Here is a 16,837-nt window from a genome sequence, read left to right on the forward strand (position 1 = left end):
CGTGCAAGCTTCGCGCCTGCGGGATGAACCCTGCTTCAGCGGCGCAGGCCGGTCAGCTCACCGCAAAGGTCCACTTCCAGCAGGTAGGCCACGTCGTCGGCTTCCAGGCCAATGCCCAGCAGGCCATGTAACTTGCCGAAGGCAGCTTCCCGGGTCATCCCGCCACCGGCGACAACCCCGGCGTTGCGCAATCGGCTTCCGGCTTCATACACATCGAATACCACACCGCCTTGCTGGCATTGAGTGACCGCCACCATCACCACGCCCTGATCCCGAGCCTCGCGTAACGCACTGAGGAAAGCTGCATCATCGCCTGGGCCGGTGCCGCTGCCATAGCATTCCAGCACCAAGCCCTGCACGCCGGTCGCTACCAGCGCGCTTATCCACGCCGGATCGAACCCAGGCACCAGGGGCAAGGCGGCTACGCGAGCCAAAGCCTTGGGCTGTTGATAATGCAGTTGTGCTGGCAACTTACCGGCGACCGCTGCGCTGTGGTCCCGGTGCAACGGCGCGAACGCGTCGCGCCCGCTGCTGCGTACCTTGGCGCACCGCGTCGGGAGCATCGACTGGCCATGGAAGTGCAGCCATACCCCAGGCTCCATGCCTTGGGTCAACAGGCCGAGAGCACCTTCCAGGTTTTCCCAGGCGTCGCTGTGGGCCACGCCAGCAGGCAGCATCGAGCCGGTGAACACCACGGGCGCCGGCAAGCCGATCAGCTGAAAACTCAAGGCCGCTGCGCTGTACGCCAACGTGTCGGTGCCATGCAGCACCAGCACGGCGTCGCAGCCGTCGCTGTCCACGGCTTGGCGAACTGCCTCTCGCAGCTGTTGCCAGTAAGCGGGGGACATATTGGCGCTGTCGATCAGCGGCTGCATTTCCCGGAACGACCAGGCCGCAGTCTGCAGCCCGGACGCGTCCAGCCGAGCCTGCATCCGTGCCTCGAAGCCGCCCGCAGGCGCCAGGCCGCTGGCCGTGGCCTGCATACCGATGGTACCGCCCGTATAGAGCACGCGAATGTGGGAAGCAGGCTGGGCAGGGCTCATGGGTCAGCTCCGGTTGGTCTCGTGTGGTTGGCTGGTCACGGGCCAGGCGCGTGTGTCCAGGTCGAGGTCGGCGTACTGGCGCGCATCGAACACCGGCGTTTTTATACCGGCGGCGCGTTGCGCATCGTAGTCGCGCAGCAAGCGCAGGCCAACCTTGAACAGCAGGAACAAGGCAGTAAGGTTCACCAACGCCAACAGCGTCATGGTGAGGTCGGCAAAGGCGAATACCGTTTCCAGGTTTTCGATTGCGCCCCATACCACCAGAGCGAGCACGATCACGCGGTAAACGAAGATCATCTTCTTGCCGCCGCCCAGGAAGCGCAGGTTGTTCTCACCCAGGTAGTAGTTGTAAAGCATCGACGTGAACACGAACAACGCCAGGGCTACGCTGATGAATACCTTGCCCCAGGGACCTACCACTGCCGCCAGCGAATCCTGGGCCAGCACGATACCGTTGCCGTCGAATGCAGTGCCGTACACCCCGGACAGCAGAATGAGCAAAGCCGTGCAGGTGCAGATCACGAAGGTGTCGAGGAACACGCTGAAGGCCTGCACTACACCCTGCGCAACCGGGTGGCGCACTTCAGCCACGGCAGCCACGTTGGGGGCGCTGCCAAGGCCGGCTTCGTTGGCGAATACACCGCGTTTTACGCCCAGCACGATCGCGCTGCCCACCAGCCCGCCAAACACCTGATCGATACCCAGCGCGCTCTTCACGATGGTCGCGAGCATGAGCGGCACCTGATCGAACTGCAGCACGATCACGTAAACGGTTACGGCAATGTAGGCCAGGGTCTTCACTGGCACCAAGAGGTCCGCGACCTTGGCGATACGCTTGATGCCGCCCACGAATACCAGGCCCATCAGCACGGCCAGTGCCAGCCCGGAGTACTTCACGTCAAAGCCAAAGGCATCGTTGAGTGAGGTGGTGACCGCGTGAGACTGCAAACCATTGAAGGCGAAGCCGAAGGTGAGCAGTAACAGCGCGGCCATGACCATGCCCAGCCAGCGCTTGCCCAGCCCATGCTGGATATAGAAGGACGGGCCGCCGCGGTATTGGCCTTCGTCGTCGCAACGCTTGTACAGCTGGGCGAGGGAGCATTCGAAGAAGCTGCTGGCCATGCCCACCAGCGCCGTTACCCACATCCAGAACACCGCGCCGGGGCCACCCAGCGTAACCGCCACGCCCACGCCAGCGATGTTGCCGGCGCCTACCCGGCCGGCAAGGCTGAGCATCAGCGCCTGGAAAGAGCTGAGTTGGCTGGAGCTGCTGCGCAGGCTGTCAGCGAATACGCTGAACATATGGGGAAAATGGCGCAACTGAACGAAGCGCGAACGTAGTGTGAAGTAGCCGCCCAGCCCGACGATCAGCACGATCAGCACTTTGCCGGACAGGAAGTCATTAAGGACCCCGAGCATATTGTTTCCTCGTGTTGGCAGCCGGGTAGCGAAACGCCACACCGACGAAAAAGGGGCGCACTATACCCGCCAATAGCGTGATCGTCTGCCCAGCCTTGGTGCAAAGCTGACGTTCGGGCATTGAAAACATAGGCAAAAGCCTGAAAAACGGGCAAAAAAAGAGCCCCGTTTCGGGGCTCGCAAAAGGTGAGAGGTGTCTAGTCCCTCAGCCTGGTGATGCGGTGTGTAATCAGGCTTTCAGCGGCACCAGCCGCGGCGCGATCATGTTTTCCGGGCGCAGGATGTCGGCGAGCATGGCGTCGTCGAGCAAGGCTTCCTCGCGAACCAGTTCCAGTACACCGCGGCCGGTTTCCAGCGCAATGCGGGCGATACGCGTGGCGTTTTCATAACCGATGTAAGGGTTGAGTGCCGTTACCAGCCCAATCGAGTGCTCCACTAGTTCACGGCAGCGCTGTTCATTGGCCGTGATGCCCACGACGCAGTGCTCGCGCAGCATGTCCATGGCGCGCTGCAGGGTGCGGATCGAGTCGAAGATCTTGTAGGCGATCAGCGGCTCCATAACGTTGAGCTGCAACTGGCCGCCTTCTGCGGCGATGGTCAGGGCCAGGTCGTTGCCCATGATCTCGAAGGCCACCATGTTCACGGCTTCGGGGATAACCGGGTTGACCTTGCCGGGCATGATGGAGCTGCCGGGCTGACGGGCCGGGAGGTTGATTTCGTTGATGCCGGTGCGTGGGCCGCTGGACAGCAGGCGCAGGTCGTTACAGATCTTCGACAGCTTGACCGCGGTGCGCTTGAGCATGCCCGAGAACAGCACGAACGCGCCCATGTCGGAGGTGGCTTCAATCAGGTCGGCGGCGGGTACCAATGGCTGGCCGCTGATGGTTGCCAGGCGAGCGACCGCGAGGTGCTGATAGCGCGGGTCGGCGTTGATCCCGGTGCCGATGGCGGTACCGCCCAGGTTCACTTCGGTGAGCAGTTCCGGCGCGAGGCTACGTAGGCGTTGCAAGTCTTCGCCCAAGGTGGTGGCGAACGCTTGGAACTCCTGGCCCAGGGTCATGGGCACGGCGTCCTGCAACTGCGTACGGCCCATCTTCAGCACATGAGCGAACTCCGCGCCTTTGGCGGCGAAGGCCTGGATCAGGCTATCGAGGCTGGCAAGCAGGGCGTCGTGGCCCAGCAGCAGGCCCAGGCGGATGGCCGTGGGGTAGGCGTCGTTGGTCGACTGCGCCATGTTCACGTCGTTGTTGGGGTGCAGGTACTGGTATTCACCCTTCTGCTTGCCCATGGCCTCCAGGCCAATGTTGGCGATCACCTCGTTGGCATTCATGTTGGTAGAGGTGCCGGCGCCGCCCTGGATCATGTCCACCACGAACTGGTCGTGGAAATCGCCCCGGATAATCCGCGCACAGGCTTCGCTGATCGCCGCATGCTTGCTGTTGCTGAGGTGGCCAAGTTCACGGTTGGCGTCGGCGGCAGCCTGCTTGACCATTGCCAGCGCAACGACAAGCTTGGGGTAGTGCGACAGCGGCACGCCGGAAAGCCGGAAGTTGTTGACGGCGCGCAGGGTCTGAATGCCGAAATAAGCATCAGCGGGGACTTCGAGGGTGCCGAGGAGGTCTTTTTCGATGCGCGAAGATGCAGCGGAGGACATGATAGCGGTTAGCTCTGAGTGAACCCGGTAAGCACCGGAATGCTGCTAATACTGCGCTTTGAGGCGATAATGCCGCCAATGCTGTTGCGCGCTGCCCCATGCACAAACGGCATAACGATGGGTGTGACGAATGGTCGCTCCCGAGCGTGTCCCCTTGCTGAACGGAAGGCTCTTTGATGAACCTTGAAACCAAATGGCTTGAAGACCTCAGCGCCCTGGCCGCTACCCGTAGCTTTTCACAAGCGGCGGAGCGGCGGTTCGTCACCCAGCCGGCATTCAGCCGACGCATTCGTAGCCTTGAAGCAGCGTTGGGCCTTACCTTGGTTAACCGCGCCAAAACCCCTATCGAGTTGACAGAGGCCGGCCAGCTGTTTCTGGTGACCGCGCGCAATGTGGTTGATCAGGTGGCCGAAGTACTGCGTCACCTTCACCATCTGGAGGGCGGCCCGGGCGAAGTTGTGCAGGTAGCCGCAGCCCACTCGCTCGCGCTGGGCTTCTTTCCAGGCTGGATCGCGCGGCTGCGTAACGAAGGCCTGCCGATGGCTACACGGCTGGTGGCAACCAACGTGGGCGATGCTATCCATGCGCTGCGCGAAGGCGGCTGCGACATCATGCTAGCGTTCTATGACCCTGAAGCGACGTTGCAGATGGACCCGGAGATCTTCCCCTCGCTGCACCTGGGCGCTACGGAAATGCTGCCAGTGTGTTCAGCGGCGGCCGACGGCAGCGCGCTGTACAACCTGGACAGCGGCGCCAGCGTTCCTTTGCTTGCCTATGGGGCTGGCGCTTTCCTCGGGCGGTCAGTGAATGCGTTGCTGCGACAGCGTGGCTTGCGTTACACCACGGTATACGAAACCGCCATGGCGGATAGCCTCAAAGCCATGGCGCTGCAGGGGCTGGGGGTGGCGTGGGTCCCGCGGTTGAGCGTAACTGCAGAGCTCAACCGCGGCGAGTTGGTGGTGTGCGGGGCGCCGCCCTGGCACATTCCACTTGAGATCAGGCTCTATCGTTGCTCACTTGTGCGCAAGGCCAGTGTGCGGTTGCTATGGCGCAAGCTTGAAGCGCCGGGCCAGCGGGGCTAAGCCTCAAGGTGCTTCGGACAGATAGGCATTGATGGCCTCTCGATTACGGTCACTGTAGCGGTAGCAGTTCGAGCGCAGTGCTTGCCTGTACGGGTAGGTATAGGTTTCGCAGAACCATCCGTTGAACAACACTTCGGCGCCTTCGTGGGTGGCCCCGAACATGTGGCCTAGCTCGTGACCGGCGGCAGCGAAGGTTTTCAGTGAGGCCCAACCCGCGCTATTGCGTATCAGGCCCTCGCCGAGTACTTCGCTCTGTTCCGGACCCTGCGCTGGAATGCTTCCTGGAACCAGTAGCAGGGTCTTGTCCAGCCGGTAGTTCCAGTCGCTGTTGTCTTGGCCCCAAACCTGAGCATTATGGTGAAGTAGCAGATCCCAGAGTGGTTTTCGATCCGCCACACGGTAATCCGCGCTCGAAATACCCGCGACGTTTTCGTTGAGGCGCAGCTCGACTTTACGGCCGGAAAACGTTTCCATTTCCTTTACCCATGGCTTGAGGTACCTGGCCTCCAGATCCTCGCGCTGCGAGGCAGGTACATCATCGTGCACAACCACATTCAGACGGATCGGCATAGCTTGGGCAAAAGCGGCGGGGTTATAGAGCGCAAGGCCCGCGAGGGCTCCAAGGGTGCTGGCAGCGTACAGCGTAAATGGTTTTTGCATGGGATCCTTCCTCCGACAAGGGCGTCTATGCCCGGGCCCATCTGACCAAAGTGGGCGAAGGTGGTGGGAGGCTGTAGCAGCGACCATTACGCGGGGAATGTTCTTTCCTCACAGTGCGAAACATGCACCGGGCCGTCGGCACAGGGGCGGTCACAATTGCGCCCTTTCGCCGGCTGTTGAGGTATACTGCGCGGCCTCTGGCCGGTGGGTGATCCGGCTTTCGACCCAAGTCAAGCCACGCCGCTTTGCCGCGTGGCTTGTTGTTTTCTGTCGCGCCACAGGCGCCCGAAATGAAGAGGCTCGACGATGAGTGCACTGGTTGGCGTGATCATGGGCTCGAAGTCCGATTGGTCCACCCTTAGCCACACCGCCGACATGCTGGAAAAGCTCGGTATCCCCTACGAGGTGAAGGTGGTTTCCGCTCACCGCACGCCCGACCTGCTGTTCCAGTACGCGGACGAAGCCGAAGGGCGAGGCCTGGAAGTGATCATCGCCGGTGCTGGCGGTGCTGCTCATCTGCCAGGCATGTGTGCAGCCAAAACCCACCTCCCGGTGCTGGGCGTGCCAGTTCAGTCGTCGATGCTTTCGGGCGTGGATTCACTGCTGTCCATCGTGCAAATGCCCGCTGGCGTTCCAGTGGCAACGTTGGCCATCGGCAAGGCTGGGGCGATCAACGCCGCGTTGCTGGCCGCTAGCATCCTGGGCGGCAAATACCCGCAATTCCATGATGCGCTGGTGCGCTTCCGCACCGAGCAAACCACGACTGTGCTGGACAACCCGGACCCGCGCGAGGCCTGACCATGAAAATCGGTGTTATCGGTGGCGGCCAGCTGGGCCGGATGCTTGCCTTGGCGGGGGCGCCGCTGGGCATGCGCTTCAGCTTTCTCGATCCTGCGCCTGACGCCTGTGCCGCCGAGCTGGGCGAGCATGTGCTTGCCGGGTATTCCAGCGAGCAGCACCTGCGCCAGTTGGCTGAGGCGGTAGATCTGGTCACTTTCGAGTTCGAAAGCGTTCCGGCAGAAACCGTCGATTTTCTTTCGGGCTTCGTTCCGGTGTATCCCAGTGCCCAGGCCCTGCGCATTGCCCGCGACCGCTGGTTCGAAAAAAGCCTGTTCCGGGAGCTGGGTATACCCACGCCTGATTTCGCCGATATTCAATCCCAGGCAGACCTGGACGCGGCAGTCGCCAGCATCGGCCTGCCTGCGGTATTGAAAACCCGCACCCTGGGCTATGACGGCAAGGGCCAGAAGGTGCTGCGCAGCGCCGCGGATGTGGCGGGCACGTTTGCCGAGCTCGGTAGCGTGCCTTGCCTGCTCGAAGGCTTCGTGCCTTTCAGCGGGGAAGTATCGCTGGTAGCGGTGCGCGCCCGTGACGGTGAAACGCGCTTCTACCCTCTGGCCCACAACACCCACGAAGCGGGCATCCTGAAACTGTCGATTGCCAGCAGCAGCCACCCGTTGCAGGCGCTGGCCGAAGACTACGTCGGGCGCGTGCTGGAAAAGCTCGATTACGTGGGGGTGCTTGCCTTCGAGTTTTTCGAAGTGGATGGCGGGCTGAAGGCCAACGAGATTGCGCCTCGGGTGCACAACTCCGGCCATTGGACCATCGAAGGCGCGGAATGCAGCCAGTTCGAGAATCACCTGCGGGCGATTGCCGGCTTGCCATTGGGGTCTACCGCCAAGGTTGGTGAAAGCGCGATGCTCAATTTCATCGGCGAAGTGCCGCCAGTGGAACACGTGATTGCCATCGACGGTTGCCATCTGCATCACTATGGCAAGGCGTTCAAGCCTGGGCGCAAGGTAGGGCACGCGACTGTTCGCTGCGCTGCTGCCGCTGCCCTGGCTCAAGGCATCGCCAACGTGCAGGCCCTTATCGCCGATTGACCGTAGCGGGCACCGTAGCAGGTGCCGTAGCGGGTCCGAAGCGCATACCGAAGCGGAACCTCCGTGGCGCCTCGCCCTCTCATTGCAAGACGCCGGTTGCCACACAGCCGGCCCTGTTACCGAGAGGGATACTTAATGGGCATTATCGGAACCATCGTAATCGGCTTGATCGTTGGCTTGCTGGCGCGCTTTCTGAAACCCGGCAATGACAGCATGGGCTGGATCATGACCATCCTGCTCGGCATTGGCGGTTCGTTGGCTGCCACCTACGGCGGGCAGGCACTGGGCATCTATCAGGCAGGCGAAGGGGCAGGTTTCCTCGGCGCACTGGTTGGCGCGATCATTCTGCTGGTGATCTACGGCATGATCAAAAAGGATTGACCCCTCGGGGACGGGGGCTGAAATTCGCCCCCGTTTCTGGAGACTCATCGTTGATGCGCGTTGTACTGCTTGCCTGCCTGTTGTCGTTTTGCACGCTGGCCTGGGGAGAACCACCGGAAACGGACTGGTTGGCCCTGATGCCGAAGTCCGACCAGAAAGCCCTGGAGGACATGCCGGAAATCGACCATAACACCCCGGAAGCTTCCGGCTCCTTCACCGGCAAAGGTGGGCTGAAGAACCCCAAGGGGCTGCCCGCGGTGATGTATTCCACCAAGACCGTGCCGGCAATGGATGGCAAGACCATTCGAATCGGTGGTTATCCGGTTCCCCTGGAAACCGATGCCAAGGGCCGCAGCACGCTGTTCTTCCTGGTGCCCTACCCGGGTGCGTGTATCCACGTACCGCCGCCACCGCCCAATCAGTTGATCCTGATCCGCTATCCCAAGGGTTTGAAGTTGAGCGACATCTACACCCCATTGTGGGCGATCGGTACGCTCAAGATTGAACAGGTGAGCAACGACCTCGCCGACGCCGCCTACGCAATGGACGCCAGCAAGGTTCGGGTAGTGGAAGACAAGGATCTGTAGATCCGCGCCCCGGAGCCGGGGCGCGGCATTGGAACGTTACAGCGCTTCGCTGGAGATCGTCACTGCCAGGGTATGGGACTCGCCAGGGCCGAGTACCTTGGCATCCGCCATTACGTTGGCTGTTTCGATGCAGAACATGCGCTGCCAGCCGTCATTGGCCATATCCGGAAGGGCGGCGGCACGCTCGATCCAGGGGTTCCAGATCACCGCACTCGCCGAGCCCTGGGTGTCGATCAGGATGCGACGTTTCCATTCACTGTCGGCGATGGTCAACCGCGGCGGTGTTTGAAGGTAGATGCGGTCGGTCTCGCCAGTCACTTCCAGCCGACCGTTCTGGTTACGGCGCGCCCAGTCTTCGAGGGTTTCGATGTATTCCAGCCCCGCAACTTCTTCCACAGCTACCTGGCGCACATCGCTGACGGCGAAGTAGGTGTGCAAGGCCTGGCTCAGGTGCAGAGGTTCTACCCCAAGGTTGAGCGTAGTGAGCGACAGCGTGAGGGTGTCGCCCAGCTCGATTTTCAACTCCAGGCGCGCAGCATGGGGCCAGCCGGGAAGCTGGCCGTCGGCCTCGGGCAGGGTGAACGTCAGGCTCACCTTGTCACCCTCGATGACTGGCTCGGCCAGGCTCCACTTCAGTGTGCGTACAAGGCCGTGCGCCGTGGCGGGGTCGGTAGCCTCGCGCATGCGCTGGATAGGTTCAGGGTTGCGGGCCAGATTGCCGAACCAGGGCCAGCACACCGGCACGCCTGCGCGGATGGCCTTGCCTTGCTTGAAATCGGCGTGGTCATTGAGCCAGATCAGCGGCTGCTCGCCCGTTCGGCCATAACTCAATACCTGCGCGCCTTGCTCGGCCACCAGCAGCTCCGCGTGGGCGGTTTTCACGCGCCAGATATCCAGTTCGCCCTGCTTGAGCTTTTCCAGCGTGGGGGTCGACATATCGCTTCCTCGATACAGTGGGAGTGTGGCGTTGACCGCGCCGCCGGTGGCAAGTTTAACGCCGGGGCGGAACGCTGCGGGTGCGGCCGCTGCCATCGATGGCCACGAACACGAACACCGCCTCGGTTACCTTGCGCCACTCGCTGGACAGCGGGTCGTCGCTCCATACCTCAACCATCATCTGGATCGAGCTACGGCCGATTTCCAGCGTTTGGGTATAGAAGGACAACTGTGCGCCGACGGCTACCGGAACCAGAAAAGCCATGCGGTCGATGGCCACGGTCGCCACACGCCCACCAGCGACCTTGCTGGCCATGGCGGTACCGGCCAGGTCCATCTGGGCCACCAGCCACCCGCCGAATATATCGCCGAAGCCGTTGGTTTCCCGTGGGAGCGCGGTGATCTGCAAGGCGAGGTCGCCTTGCGGAATAGGATCTTCTTGTTCGAGTTCAATCATGCCGGGGGCCTCGGACCCATGACTTCGAAATGATGGCTCATAAAAGGTGACAGCCATTGCGGCCCAGTATATAGAGCCATCTGCTTGTGCATAACCGTTCAAACACAGATATATGTGCTTTATCAAGCAATTTGCTATCTTCCTACACCCGCCGACGCCTGCTCTGGCGGAGCCTGCTGCCGAACGCGATCAATAAGAGAATGCACACATGAGCACCGCGCCATCCAGCGCCGCGCCGTCAACGCGCCCGCTGAACCGTAATGATTACAAGACCTTATCGCTGTCGGCCCTTGGCGGCGCGCTGGAGTTCTACGATTTCGTCATCTTCGTTTTCTTCGCGGCTGTTGTAGGGGAGTTGTTTTTCCCCGCCGACATGCCGGAATGGCTGAAACAGGTGCAGTCCTTCGGGATTTTCGCCGCTGGCTACCTTGCTCGTCCCTTGGGCGGCATCGTGATGGCGCACTTCGGCGACCTGCTGGGGCGCAAGAAGATGTTCACCCTGAGCATCTTCATGATGGCGGTTCCCACCCTGTGCATGGGCTTGCTGCCCACCTACGCCCAGATCGGCATTGCTGCCCCCGTACTGCTGCTGATATTGCGGGTGATCCAGGGCGCGGCCATTGGCGGTGAGGTACCCGGGGCCTGGGTATTCGTGTCCGAGCATGTGCCGGCACGTAACATCGGCTATGCCTGCGGCACCCTTACCTGCGGGCTGACCACGGGTATCCTCTTGGGCTCGCTTGTGGCCACGCTGATCAACAGCTTGTTCGCGCCCGAGGAAGTGGCTGCCTACGCCTGGCGTATTCCATTTATCCTGGGTGGGGTGTTCGGCCTGTTCTCGGTCTACCTTCGCCGCTGGCTGCACGAAACGCCGGTATTCGCCGAGCTGCAGCAGCGCAAGGCGTTGGCGGCCGAGCTCCCCCTGCAGGCGGTGTTGCGTGATCACCGCGGCGCGGTGGTCCTTTCCATGTTGCTGACCTGGATGTTGTCGGCGGCGATCGTGGTGGTAATCCTGATGACCCCCACCTTGCTGCAGAAAATCTACGGCTTCCCGGCCAAGATAGCCTTGCAGGCCAACAGCCTGGCAATCGTGTTCCTGAGCCTGGGATGCATCCTGGCAGGCACGCTGGCCGATCGCTTTGGCGGGGGTAAGGTATTCAGCGTAGGCAGCATTGCGCTGGGCTTAACGTCCTGGACGCTTTATCACAGCCTGCAGGCTCACCCCGATTGGCTGTTCCCGCTCTATGCCGTGACTGGCCTGTGTGTAGGGGTAATCGGCGCCGTGCCTTATGTCATGGTCAAAGCATTCCCGGCCGTGGTGCGCTTTACCGGCCTGTCGTTCTCTTACAACCTGGCCTATGCAATATTTGGCGGGCTCACGCCCTTGGCTGTCTCGATGATGGTCAAATACAACCCTATGGGCGCTTCGTGGTACGTGGCCGGGCTGTGTGTATTGGGCTTTGTGGTAGGGCTTTATCTGCTCGCCCGCCGGCGATGAACCGAGGCCGGCCGCGGGGCAGGGCGGCCGGTCATCAAGCTGTAACAATTGGCAATTACACTCTGCCCTTTGCCTGCAACGGCGGCCTTTGATCGCGTGCGTCCTGCCGCTCGGAGCATCCCTATGATCTTCCCGCGCCTTTCGGTGATGATCTGCCTTCTCGCTGCTCCCTTGGCCGGGGCGGCGGCGCAAGAACCCCCCGCGCCTTTGACCGTGGACGCCGCGCTCCCGGTATACGCCAAGGTTTCGGGCGTATCGGGCAACCTCACCAGCGTAGGCTCTGATACGTTGGCAAACCTCATGGCCCTATGGGCAGAAGCGTTCAGGCGTACGTACCCCAGCGTGAATGTGCAGATTCAGGCGGCGGGTTCTTCGACCGCGCCGCCTGCACTCACCGAAGGTACCGCCAACCTCGGCCCGATGAGCCGCCGGATGAAAGACGTGGAGCTACAGGCCTTCGAGCAGAAATACGGCTACAAGCCAACCGCGGTTGCGGTGGCTATCGACGCGTTGGCCGTGTTCGTGCACAAGGACAACCCGATCAAGGGCCTTACGCTGGCCCAGTTGGACACCATCTTCTCGTCCACTCGCCTATGCGGCGCGCGTGCCGATGCGCGGCGCTGGGGTGATCTCGGCGAAACCGGCATCCTCATGAACCAGCCTCTGCAGCTGTTCGGGCGTAACTCGGTTTCCGGTACGTACGGGTATTTCAAGGAGCGGGCCCTGTGCAAGGGCGATTTCAAACCGGGTGTCAATGAACAGCCGGGGTCGGCATCGGTGGTGCAAGCGATCAGTAGTTCGCTCAACGGCATCGGCTATTCGGGGTTCGGCTATAAAACCGCGAGTGTGCGTACCGTGCCATTGGCCTTGGCAGACGGTGGTCCTTTTGTAGAGGACACTGAAGCCAATGCCATCAACGGAAGCTACCCGCTGGCGCGTTACTTGTACGTGTACGTGAACAAGCCACCCAACCGAGGGTTACCACCGCTGGAAGGGGAGTTCCTGAAGTTGATATTGTCCCAGAGTGGCCAGCAGCTGGTGGCACGGGACGGTTATATCCCCTTGCCTGCGACCGTCGCAGCGCAAGCGTTGGCAAGCGTTGGCTTGGGCGATGGTGCCCACTAACCCACACATTGAGGTAGCGGTGGTCATTATTGCCGTGCAAAGCACGATCAGGCTGTGGCAATGCTGTCACCGTGATGTCACGTTTCTGTCATATATCGCCGCTAGGGTGTGCGGATGAATGATCCGGCTGTAAGCAAGGCAAACCCTGGCACGCCCCCGGCGCGCATCGACTTCAATACGCCAGCCATGCAACGCCATCGTCGGCTGCGTGCGTTCGTCGATCGTTTTACCCGTGGTTACGTCTGGATCGGTGGCCTGGGCGTGCTGGCCGCCATCACCCTGATCTTCTTCTATCTGGCTTATGTCGTTGCGCCCTTGTTCAAAGGCGCCACGCTGACCGTGAAGGATCCGCTGACGCCTGCATGGCTGTCCACCGCCGGGCGGTCCGTTCTGCTGACATTGGAAGAGCAGAACCGCGTGGCAATGCGGCTTTCAGAAGAAGGCGCGGCGGTATTTTTCAGCGCGGTGGATGGCGCCGTGCTTGGAAAGGTGGAGCTGCCCTTGCCGGTGGGTACCCGCATCACCGCAGTCGCCCAGGATCAACCCGGCAAGGGGTTGGTAGCGGTAGGCCTTTCCAACGGTCAGGCGCTCGTGTTCCGGCACCTGTACCAGACAGCTTGGCCCGAGGATCAAAAAACCATTATCCCTGCGGTGGAATACCCCTATGGGCCCGTGCCCATTACATTGGATGGGCACGCATCGCCTGTGCGGCATATCAGCCTGAGCACAAGCGATACTGGCGCGATGCTCGCCGGCACCGATGGCACCACCTTGGCGGTTTTGTCACTGAGCGAGCGGCCAGGCGGCACATCGATACAAACCCGCATCCCATTGCCGCAGCTGACCGAATCGGTTCAAGCGATTTACCTCGACCCCGCTCAGCGTTGGTTGTACGTGATCAACGGTCGCGCCTATGCCGATGTCTTCGATTTGCAAAGCCGCACGCTCAACGGCCGCTACAAGCTTCTGGAAAGTGCCGAAGCCAGGATAACCGCCAGTGCTCAGCTGGTAGGGGGCGTATCGCTGCTTATCGGCAGCTCGGTTGGCGGCCTGGGGCAGTGGTTCATGACCCGGGGCGCGGACGGGGAGGCCCGCCTGAGCCATATTCGCGACTTTCAACTGGGCGACGCCCCGATCAGTCGTATTCGTACCGAGCAGCGGCGCAAGGGTTTCGTAGCGCTCGATGAAAGAGGCCAGCTGGGGGTTTTCCATAGCACAGCACACCGTACGCTCCTTGTGCGCCAGGTGGCGCCTGCCACTGGCGTGCTGGCGCTTTCTCCCCGCGCGAACCGCCTGATGCTCGAAACGAACGGCCAACTCCTCAGGTTCACGCTTGATAATCCGCACCCGGAAGTGTCCTGGAGCGCGCTGTGGGACAAGGTATGGTACGAGCATTACGACAGCCCCGACTATGTATGGCAGTCCACCGCATCGAACTCGGATTTCGAGCCCAAGCTGAGCCTGGCCCCCCTCGCTTTCGGCACCTTCAAGGCTGCGTTCTACGCGATGCTGCTGGCAGCGCCGCTGGCGGTGGCCGCTGCCATTTATACCGCCTACTTCATGGCACCGGCGATGCGCCGCAAGGTCAAGCCAGTGATCGAACTGATGGAGGCCCTGCCCACCGTCATCCTGGGATTTTTCGCCGGCCTGTTCCTGGCACCGTTTTTGGAAAGCCACCTGCCTGGCGTCTTCAGCCTGCTCCTGATTACCCCGCTGGGGATACTCCTGTTCGGGCTGCTATGGAGCCGCCTGCCCGCCGACGTCAGGCTCAAGGTACCCGAAGGATGGGAAAGCGCCTTGCTGATACCGGTGATATTGCTGCTGGGGGGCAGCTCGTTGTACCTCAGCCCCTGGCTTGAGCAGTGCTTGTTCAATGGCGATATGCGGCAATGGCTGAGCCTGGACCTTGGCATCGACTTCGACCAGCGCAATGCCTTGGTGGTGGGTATCGCCATGGGCTTCGCGGTCATCCCCAACATTTATTCCATTGCCGAAGACGCCGTGTTCAGCGTACCGCGCAGCCTCAGTTTCGGCTCGCTGGCACTGGGCGCCACGCCTTGGCAAACCCTGGTGCGGGTGGTGCTGCTGACCGCCAGCCCCGGGATATTTTCCGCGCTGATGATCGGCATGGGGCGCGCGGTAGGTGAAACCATGATCGTGCTCATGGCCACCGGCAACACGCCTATCATGGACATGAACCTGTTCGAAGGCATGCGCACGCTGGCAGCCAACGTAGCGATCGAGATGCCGGAATCCGAAGTAGGCAGCAGCCACTATCGTGTGTTGTTCCTTGCGGCCCTGGTGCTGTTGCTGTTCACCTTCGTCATGAACACGCTGGCGGAGCTGATCCGCCAGCGGTTGCGCAGGCAGTACTCCTCCCTATGAGCGCGAACACGACGGTACACAAGGCTACCTCCCTTGGCTGGCTACGCAGCGGCGCGCCAGGCGTGTGGCTCAGCGCTGGGGCGGTTTCTGTGGCAGTCATCATGACCATCGGCTTGCTGGCCTTGATTGCGGTCCGGGGGCTGGGCCACTTCTGGGCTGCCGATATCGTGCAGGCTACCTACGAAGTACCCGGCCAGCCCCCCGTCAGCGTGATGGGGGAAGTCGTACAAGAGGAACAGGCGCCTCTACCGCGCCTGCGCGAGGCTGGATTGCCTCTGGCCGAGGGTGGTGCAACCCTGATCACCCGCGTGCTGCTCAAGTCGGGCAACCGGGACCTGGGTGCCAGCGATTTCAATTGGGTGGTGGGGCAGTGGCTGACCCAGCGTACCTATCCCGCCGAGGCGGTGGTGCTGGAACGGCGGGAGTGGGGGAATTTCTACGGCCACCTGTTAAACGTGAAGGAAGGCGGCCGTGTGGTGGCCGAGGGGCCAGAGGCGTGGAGCCAACTGCAATCGCGCCTTGCCAGGGCGGCTGCTATAAGCGAGCAGTTGGAACACGTAGAGCAAGGTGACGTTGGCGGGATCAACCATGCGCTGGAGCAGCTACGGCTTCAGGCGCGCAAGCTGGAATTGGACGGGCGCCTGGACGCAGCCAGCCAGGCAGACCTGGCAGCAGAACGCAGTGTGCTGACGGCCCGCTACCATGGCCTGGAAGCGCGCCTTGACGAGCTTCGACGCGCCGCCGCTCGGGACAGCATCACCATGGCCGATGCTCAGGGGCATGAACTCGAGATCAACCTGGGCAATGTGCTCCATGCCTGGCGCCCCAACGCTATGAGCCCCTTGGAAAAAGCCCGGGTGTATGTCGACAAACTGTGGGAATTCCTCAGCACTGGCCCCCGCGAGGCAAATACCGAGGGCGGCGTTTTCCCGGCCATTTTCGGGACGGTGATGATGACCCTGCTGATGGCTGTTGTAGTTACGCCTTTCGGGGTACTTGCCGCGGTTTATTTGCGCGAGTACGCGCGCCAGGGGTGGATGACCCGCTTGATCCGGATTGCTGTGAACAACCTCGCCGGTGTACCGGCAATTGTCTATGGCGTGTTCGGGCTGGGCTTTTTCGTATATGTGCTCGGTGGCTCGCTGGACCAGTTGTTGTTCCGCGAGGCATTGCCGGCGCCCACGCTGGGCACGCCGGGGCTGCTGTGGGCGTCCTTGACGCTGGCGTTGCTGGCGGTGCCGGTAGTGATCGTTGCCACTGAAGAAGGCCTGGCGCGCATACCTCGCTCCCTGCGGGAGGGTTCGCTGGCCCTGGGCGCCACAAAGGCCGAAACCCTCTGGAAAATTGTGCTTCCCATGGCCAGCCCCGCGATCATGACGGGGTTGATACTGGCAATCGCACGGGCCGCAGGGGAGGTGGCGCCGTTGATGCTGGTAGGTGTAGTGAAGCTTGCGCCTGCCTTGCCGGTGGACGGCAACTATCCCTACTTGCACCTGGATCAGAAGATCATGCACCTGGGCTTCCACATCTATGACGTGGGGTTCCAGAGCCCGAACATCGAAGCCGCGCGGCCCCTGGTATACGCCACCGCCTTGTTGCTGGTACTGGTGATTGCATTGCTGAACCTGTCGGCCGTGGCGATCCGCAACCATCTGCGAGAAAAATACCGATCGCTCGACACCTGATTCAAGCGCGGCCAGCCCACTGATGTCCTGTTCACTAGCGTA

Annotated in this window: 15 protein-coding genes; 9 read left to right on the plus strand and 6 right to left on the minus strand. The window is 61.8% G+C overall.

All coding sequences use genetic code 11. The features are described from left to right. Window positions 1-35 precede the first annotated feature (35 nt). From LG385_RS20955 to LG385_RS20965, 3 genes are all read right to left on the minus strand, one after another. Window positions 36-1,043, minus strand: coding sequence for an asparaginase (locus LG385_RS20955; RefSeq protein WP_225775759.1), 1,008 nt, complete (start codon window positions 1,041-1,043; stop codon window positions 36-38). A 3-nt stretch (window positions 1,044-1,046) separates the two neighbouring features. Next, complete coding sequence (locus LG385_RS20960) at window positions 1,047-2,462, minus strand: alanine/glycine:cation symporter family protein (RefSeq protein ID WP_181111140.1); 1,416 nt, start codon at window positions 2,460-2,462, stop codon at window positions 1,047-1,049. A gap of 229 nt (window positions 2,463-2,691) precedes the next feature. Further along, window positions 2,692-4,116 (minus strand): aspartate ammonia-lyase, encoded by a 1,425-nt coding sequence (locus tag LG385_RS20965; protein WP_225775760.1) that lies wholly within the window; start codon window positions 4,114-4,116, stop codon window positions 2,692-2,694. A 176-nt stretch (window positions 4,117-4,292) separates the two neighbouring features. On the opposite strand from LG385_RS20965, the gene LG385_RS20970 reads away from it, so the two are divergent. Next, entirely contained in the window at window positions 4,293-5,198 is a 906-nt protein-coding gene (locus LG385_RS20970; protein WP_181111138.1) for a LysR substrate-binding domain-containing protein, read from the plus strand. Between the two features lie 3 nt (window positions 5,199-5,201). Here LG385_RS20970 and LG385_RS20975 read toward each other — a convergent pair whose 3' ends face one another. Further along, complete coding sequence (locus LG385_RS20975) at window positions 5,202-5,858, minus strand: hypothetical protein (RefSeq protein WP_225775761.1); 657 nt, start codon at window positions 5,856-5,858, stop codon at window positions 5,202-5,204. A gap of 306 nt (window positions 5,859-6,164) precedes the next feature. On the opposite strand from LG385_RS20975, the gene purE reads away from it, so the two are divergent. The 4 genes from purE (at window position 6,165) to LG385_RS20995 (ending at window position 8,709) form a co-directional block, all read left to right on the plus strand. After that, window positions 6,165-6,656, plus strand: coding sequence for a 5-(carboxyamino)imidazole ribonucleotide mutase (gene purE / locus LG385_RS20980; protein WP_181111136.1), 492 nt, complete (start codon window positions 6,165-6,167; stop codon window positions 6,654-6,656). 2 nt (window positions 6,657-6,658) lie between these two features. Further along, complete coding sequence (locus tag LG385_RS20985) at window positions 6,659-7,741, plus strand: 5-(carboxyamino)imidazole ribonucleotide synthase (protein WP_225775762.1); 1,083 nt, start codon at window positions 6,659-6,661, stop codon at window positions 7,739-7,741. A gap of 135 nt (window positions 7,742-7,876) precedes the next feature. After that, on the plus strand, window positions 7,877-8,122 hold the full coding sequence (locus LG385_RS20990; protein WP_181111134.1) for a GlsB/YeaQ/YmgE family stress response membrane protein: 246 nt from the start codon (window positions 7,877-7,879) through the stop codon (window positions 8,120-8,122). Window positions 8,123-8,175: 53 nt separating this feature from the next. Beyond that, window positions 8,176-8,709, plus strand: coding sequence for a DUF3299 domain-containing protein (locus tag LG385_RS20995; protein ID WP_225775763.1), 534 nt, complete (start codon window positions 8,176-8,178; stop codon window positions 8,707-8,709). Window positions 8,710-8,745: 36 nt separating this feature from the next. On the opposite strand, the gene LG385_RS21000 is transcribed toward LG385_RS20995, so the two are convergent. Further along, window positions 8,746-9,645, minus strand: coding sequence for a D-hexose-6-phosphate mutarotase (locus LG385_RS21000; protein ID WP_225775764.1), 900 nt, complete (start codon window positions 9,643-9,645; stop codon window positions 8,746-8,748). A gap of 55 nt (window positions 9,646-9,700) precedes the next feature. Beyond that, window positions 9,701-10,102, minus strand: a complete 402-nt coding sequence (locus LG385_RS21005; protein ID WP_008366910.1) for an acyl-CoA thioesterase — start codon at window positions 10,100-10,102, stop codon at window positions 9,701-9,703. Window positions 10,103-10,310: 208 nt separating this feature from the next. On the opposite strand from LG385_RS21005, the gene LG385_RS21010 reads away from it, so the two are divergent. The 4 genes from LG385_RS21010 to pstA all read left to right on the plus strand — a co-directional run bounded on the left by LG385_RS21010 (window position 10,311) and on the right by pstA (window position 16,795). After that, a complete protein-coding gene (locus LG385_RS21010; protein WP_225775765.1) occupies window positions 10,311-11,600 on the plus strand; it encodes an MFS transporter in 1,290 nt (429 codons plus the stop codon). A gap of 123 nt (window positions 11,601-11,723) precedes the next feature. Then, window positions 11,724-12,725 (plus strand): phosphate ABC transporter substrate-binding protein PstS family protein, encoded by a 1,002-nt coding sequence (locus LG385_RS21015; protein WP_225775766.1) that lies wholly within the window; start codon window positions 11,724-11,726, stop codon window positions 12,723-12,725. A gap of 114 nt (window positions 12,726-12,839) precedes the next feature. Next, window positions 12,840-15,110, plus strand: coding sequence for an ABC transporter permease subunit (locus LG385_RS21020; RefSeq protein WP_225775767.1), 2,271 nt, complete (start codon window positions 12,840-12,842; stop codon window positions 15,108-15,110). Continuing rightward, window positions 15,107-16,795, plus strand: a complete 1,689-nt coding sequence (gene pstA, locus LG385_RS21025; RefSeq protein ID WP_225775768.1) for a phosphate ABC transporter permease PstA — start codon at window positions 15,107-15,109, stop codon at window positions 16,793-16,795. Before LG385_RS21020 ends, pstA begins: the two co-directional genes overlap by 4 nt. The last annotated feature ends 42 nt before the right edge of the window (window positions 16,796-16,837 follow it).

The organism is Pseudomonas sp. Marseille-Q5115, from assembly GCF_916618905.1.
GTDB classification, from domain to species: domain Bacteria; phylum Pseudomonadota; class Gammaproteobacteria; order Pseudomonadales; family Pseudomonadaceae; genus Aquipseudomonas; species Aquipseudomonas japonica_A.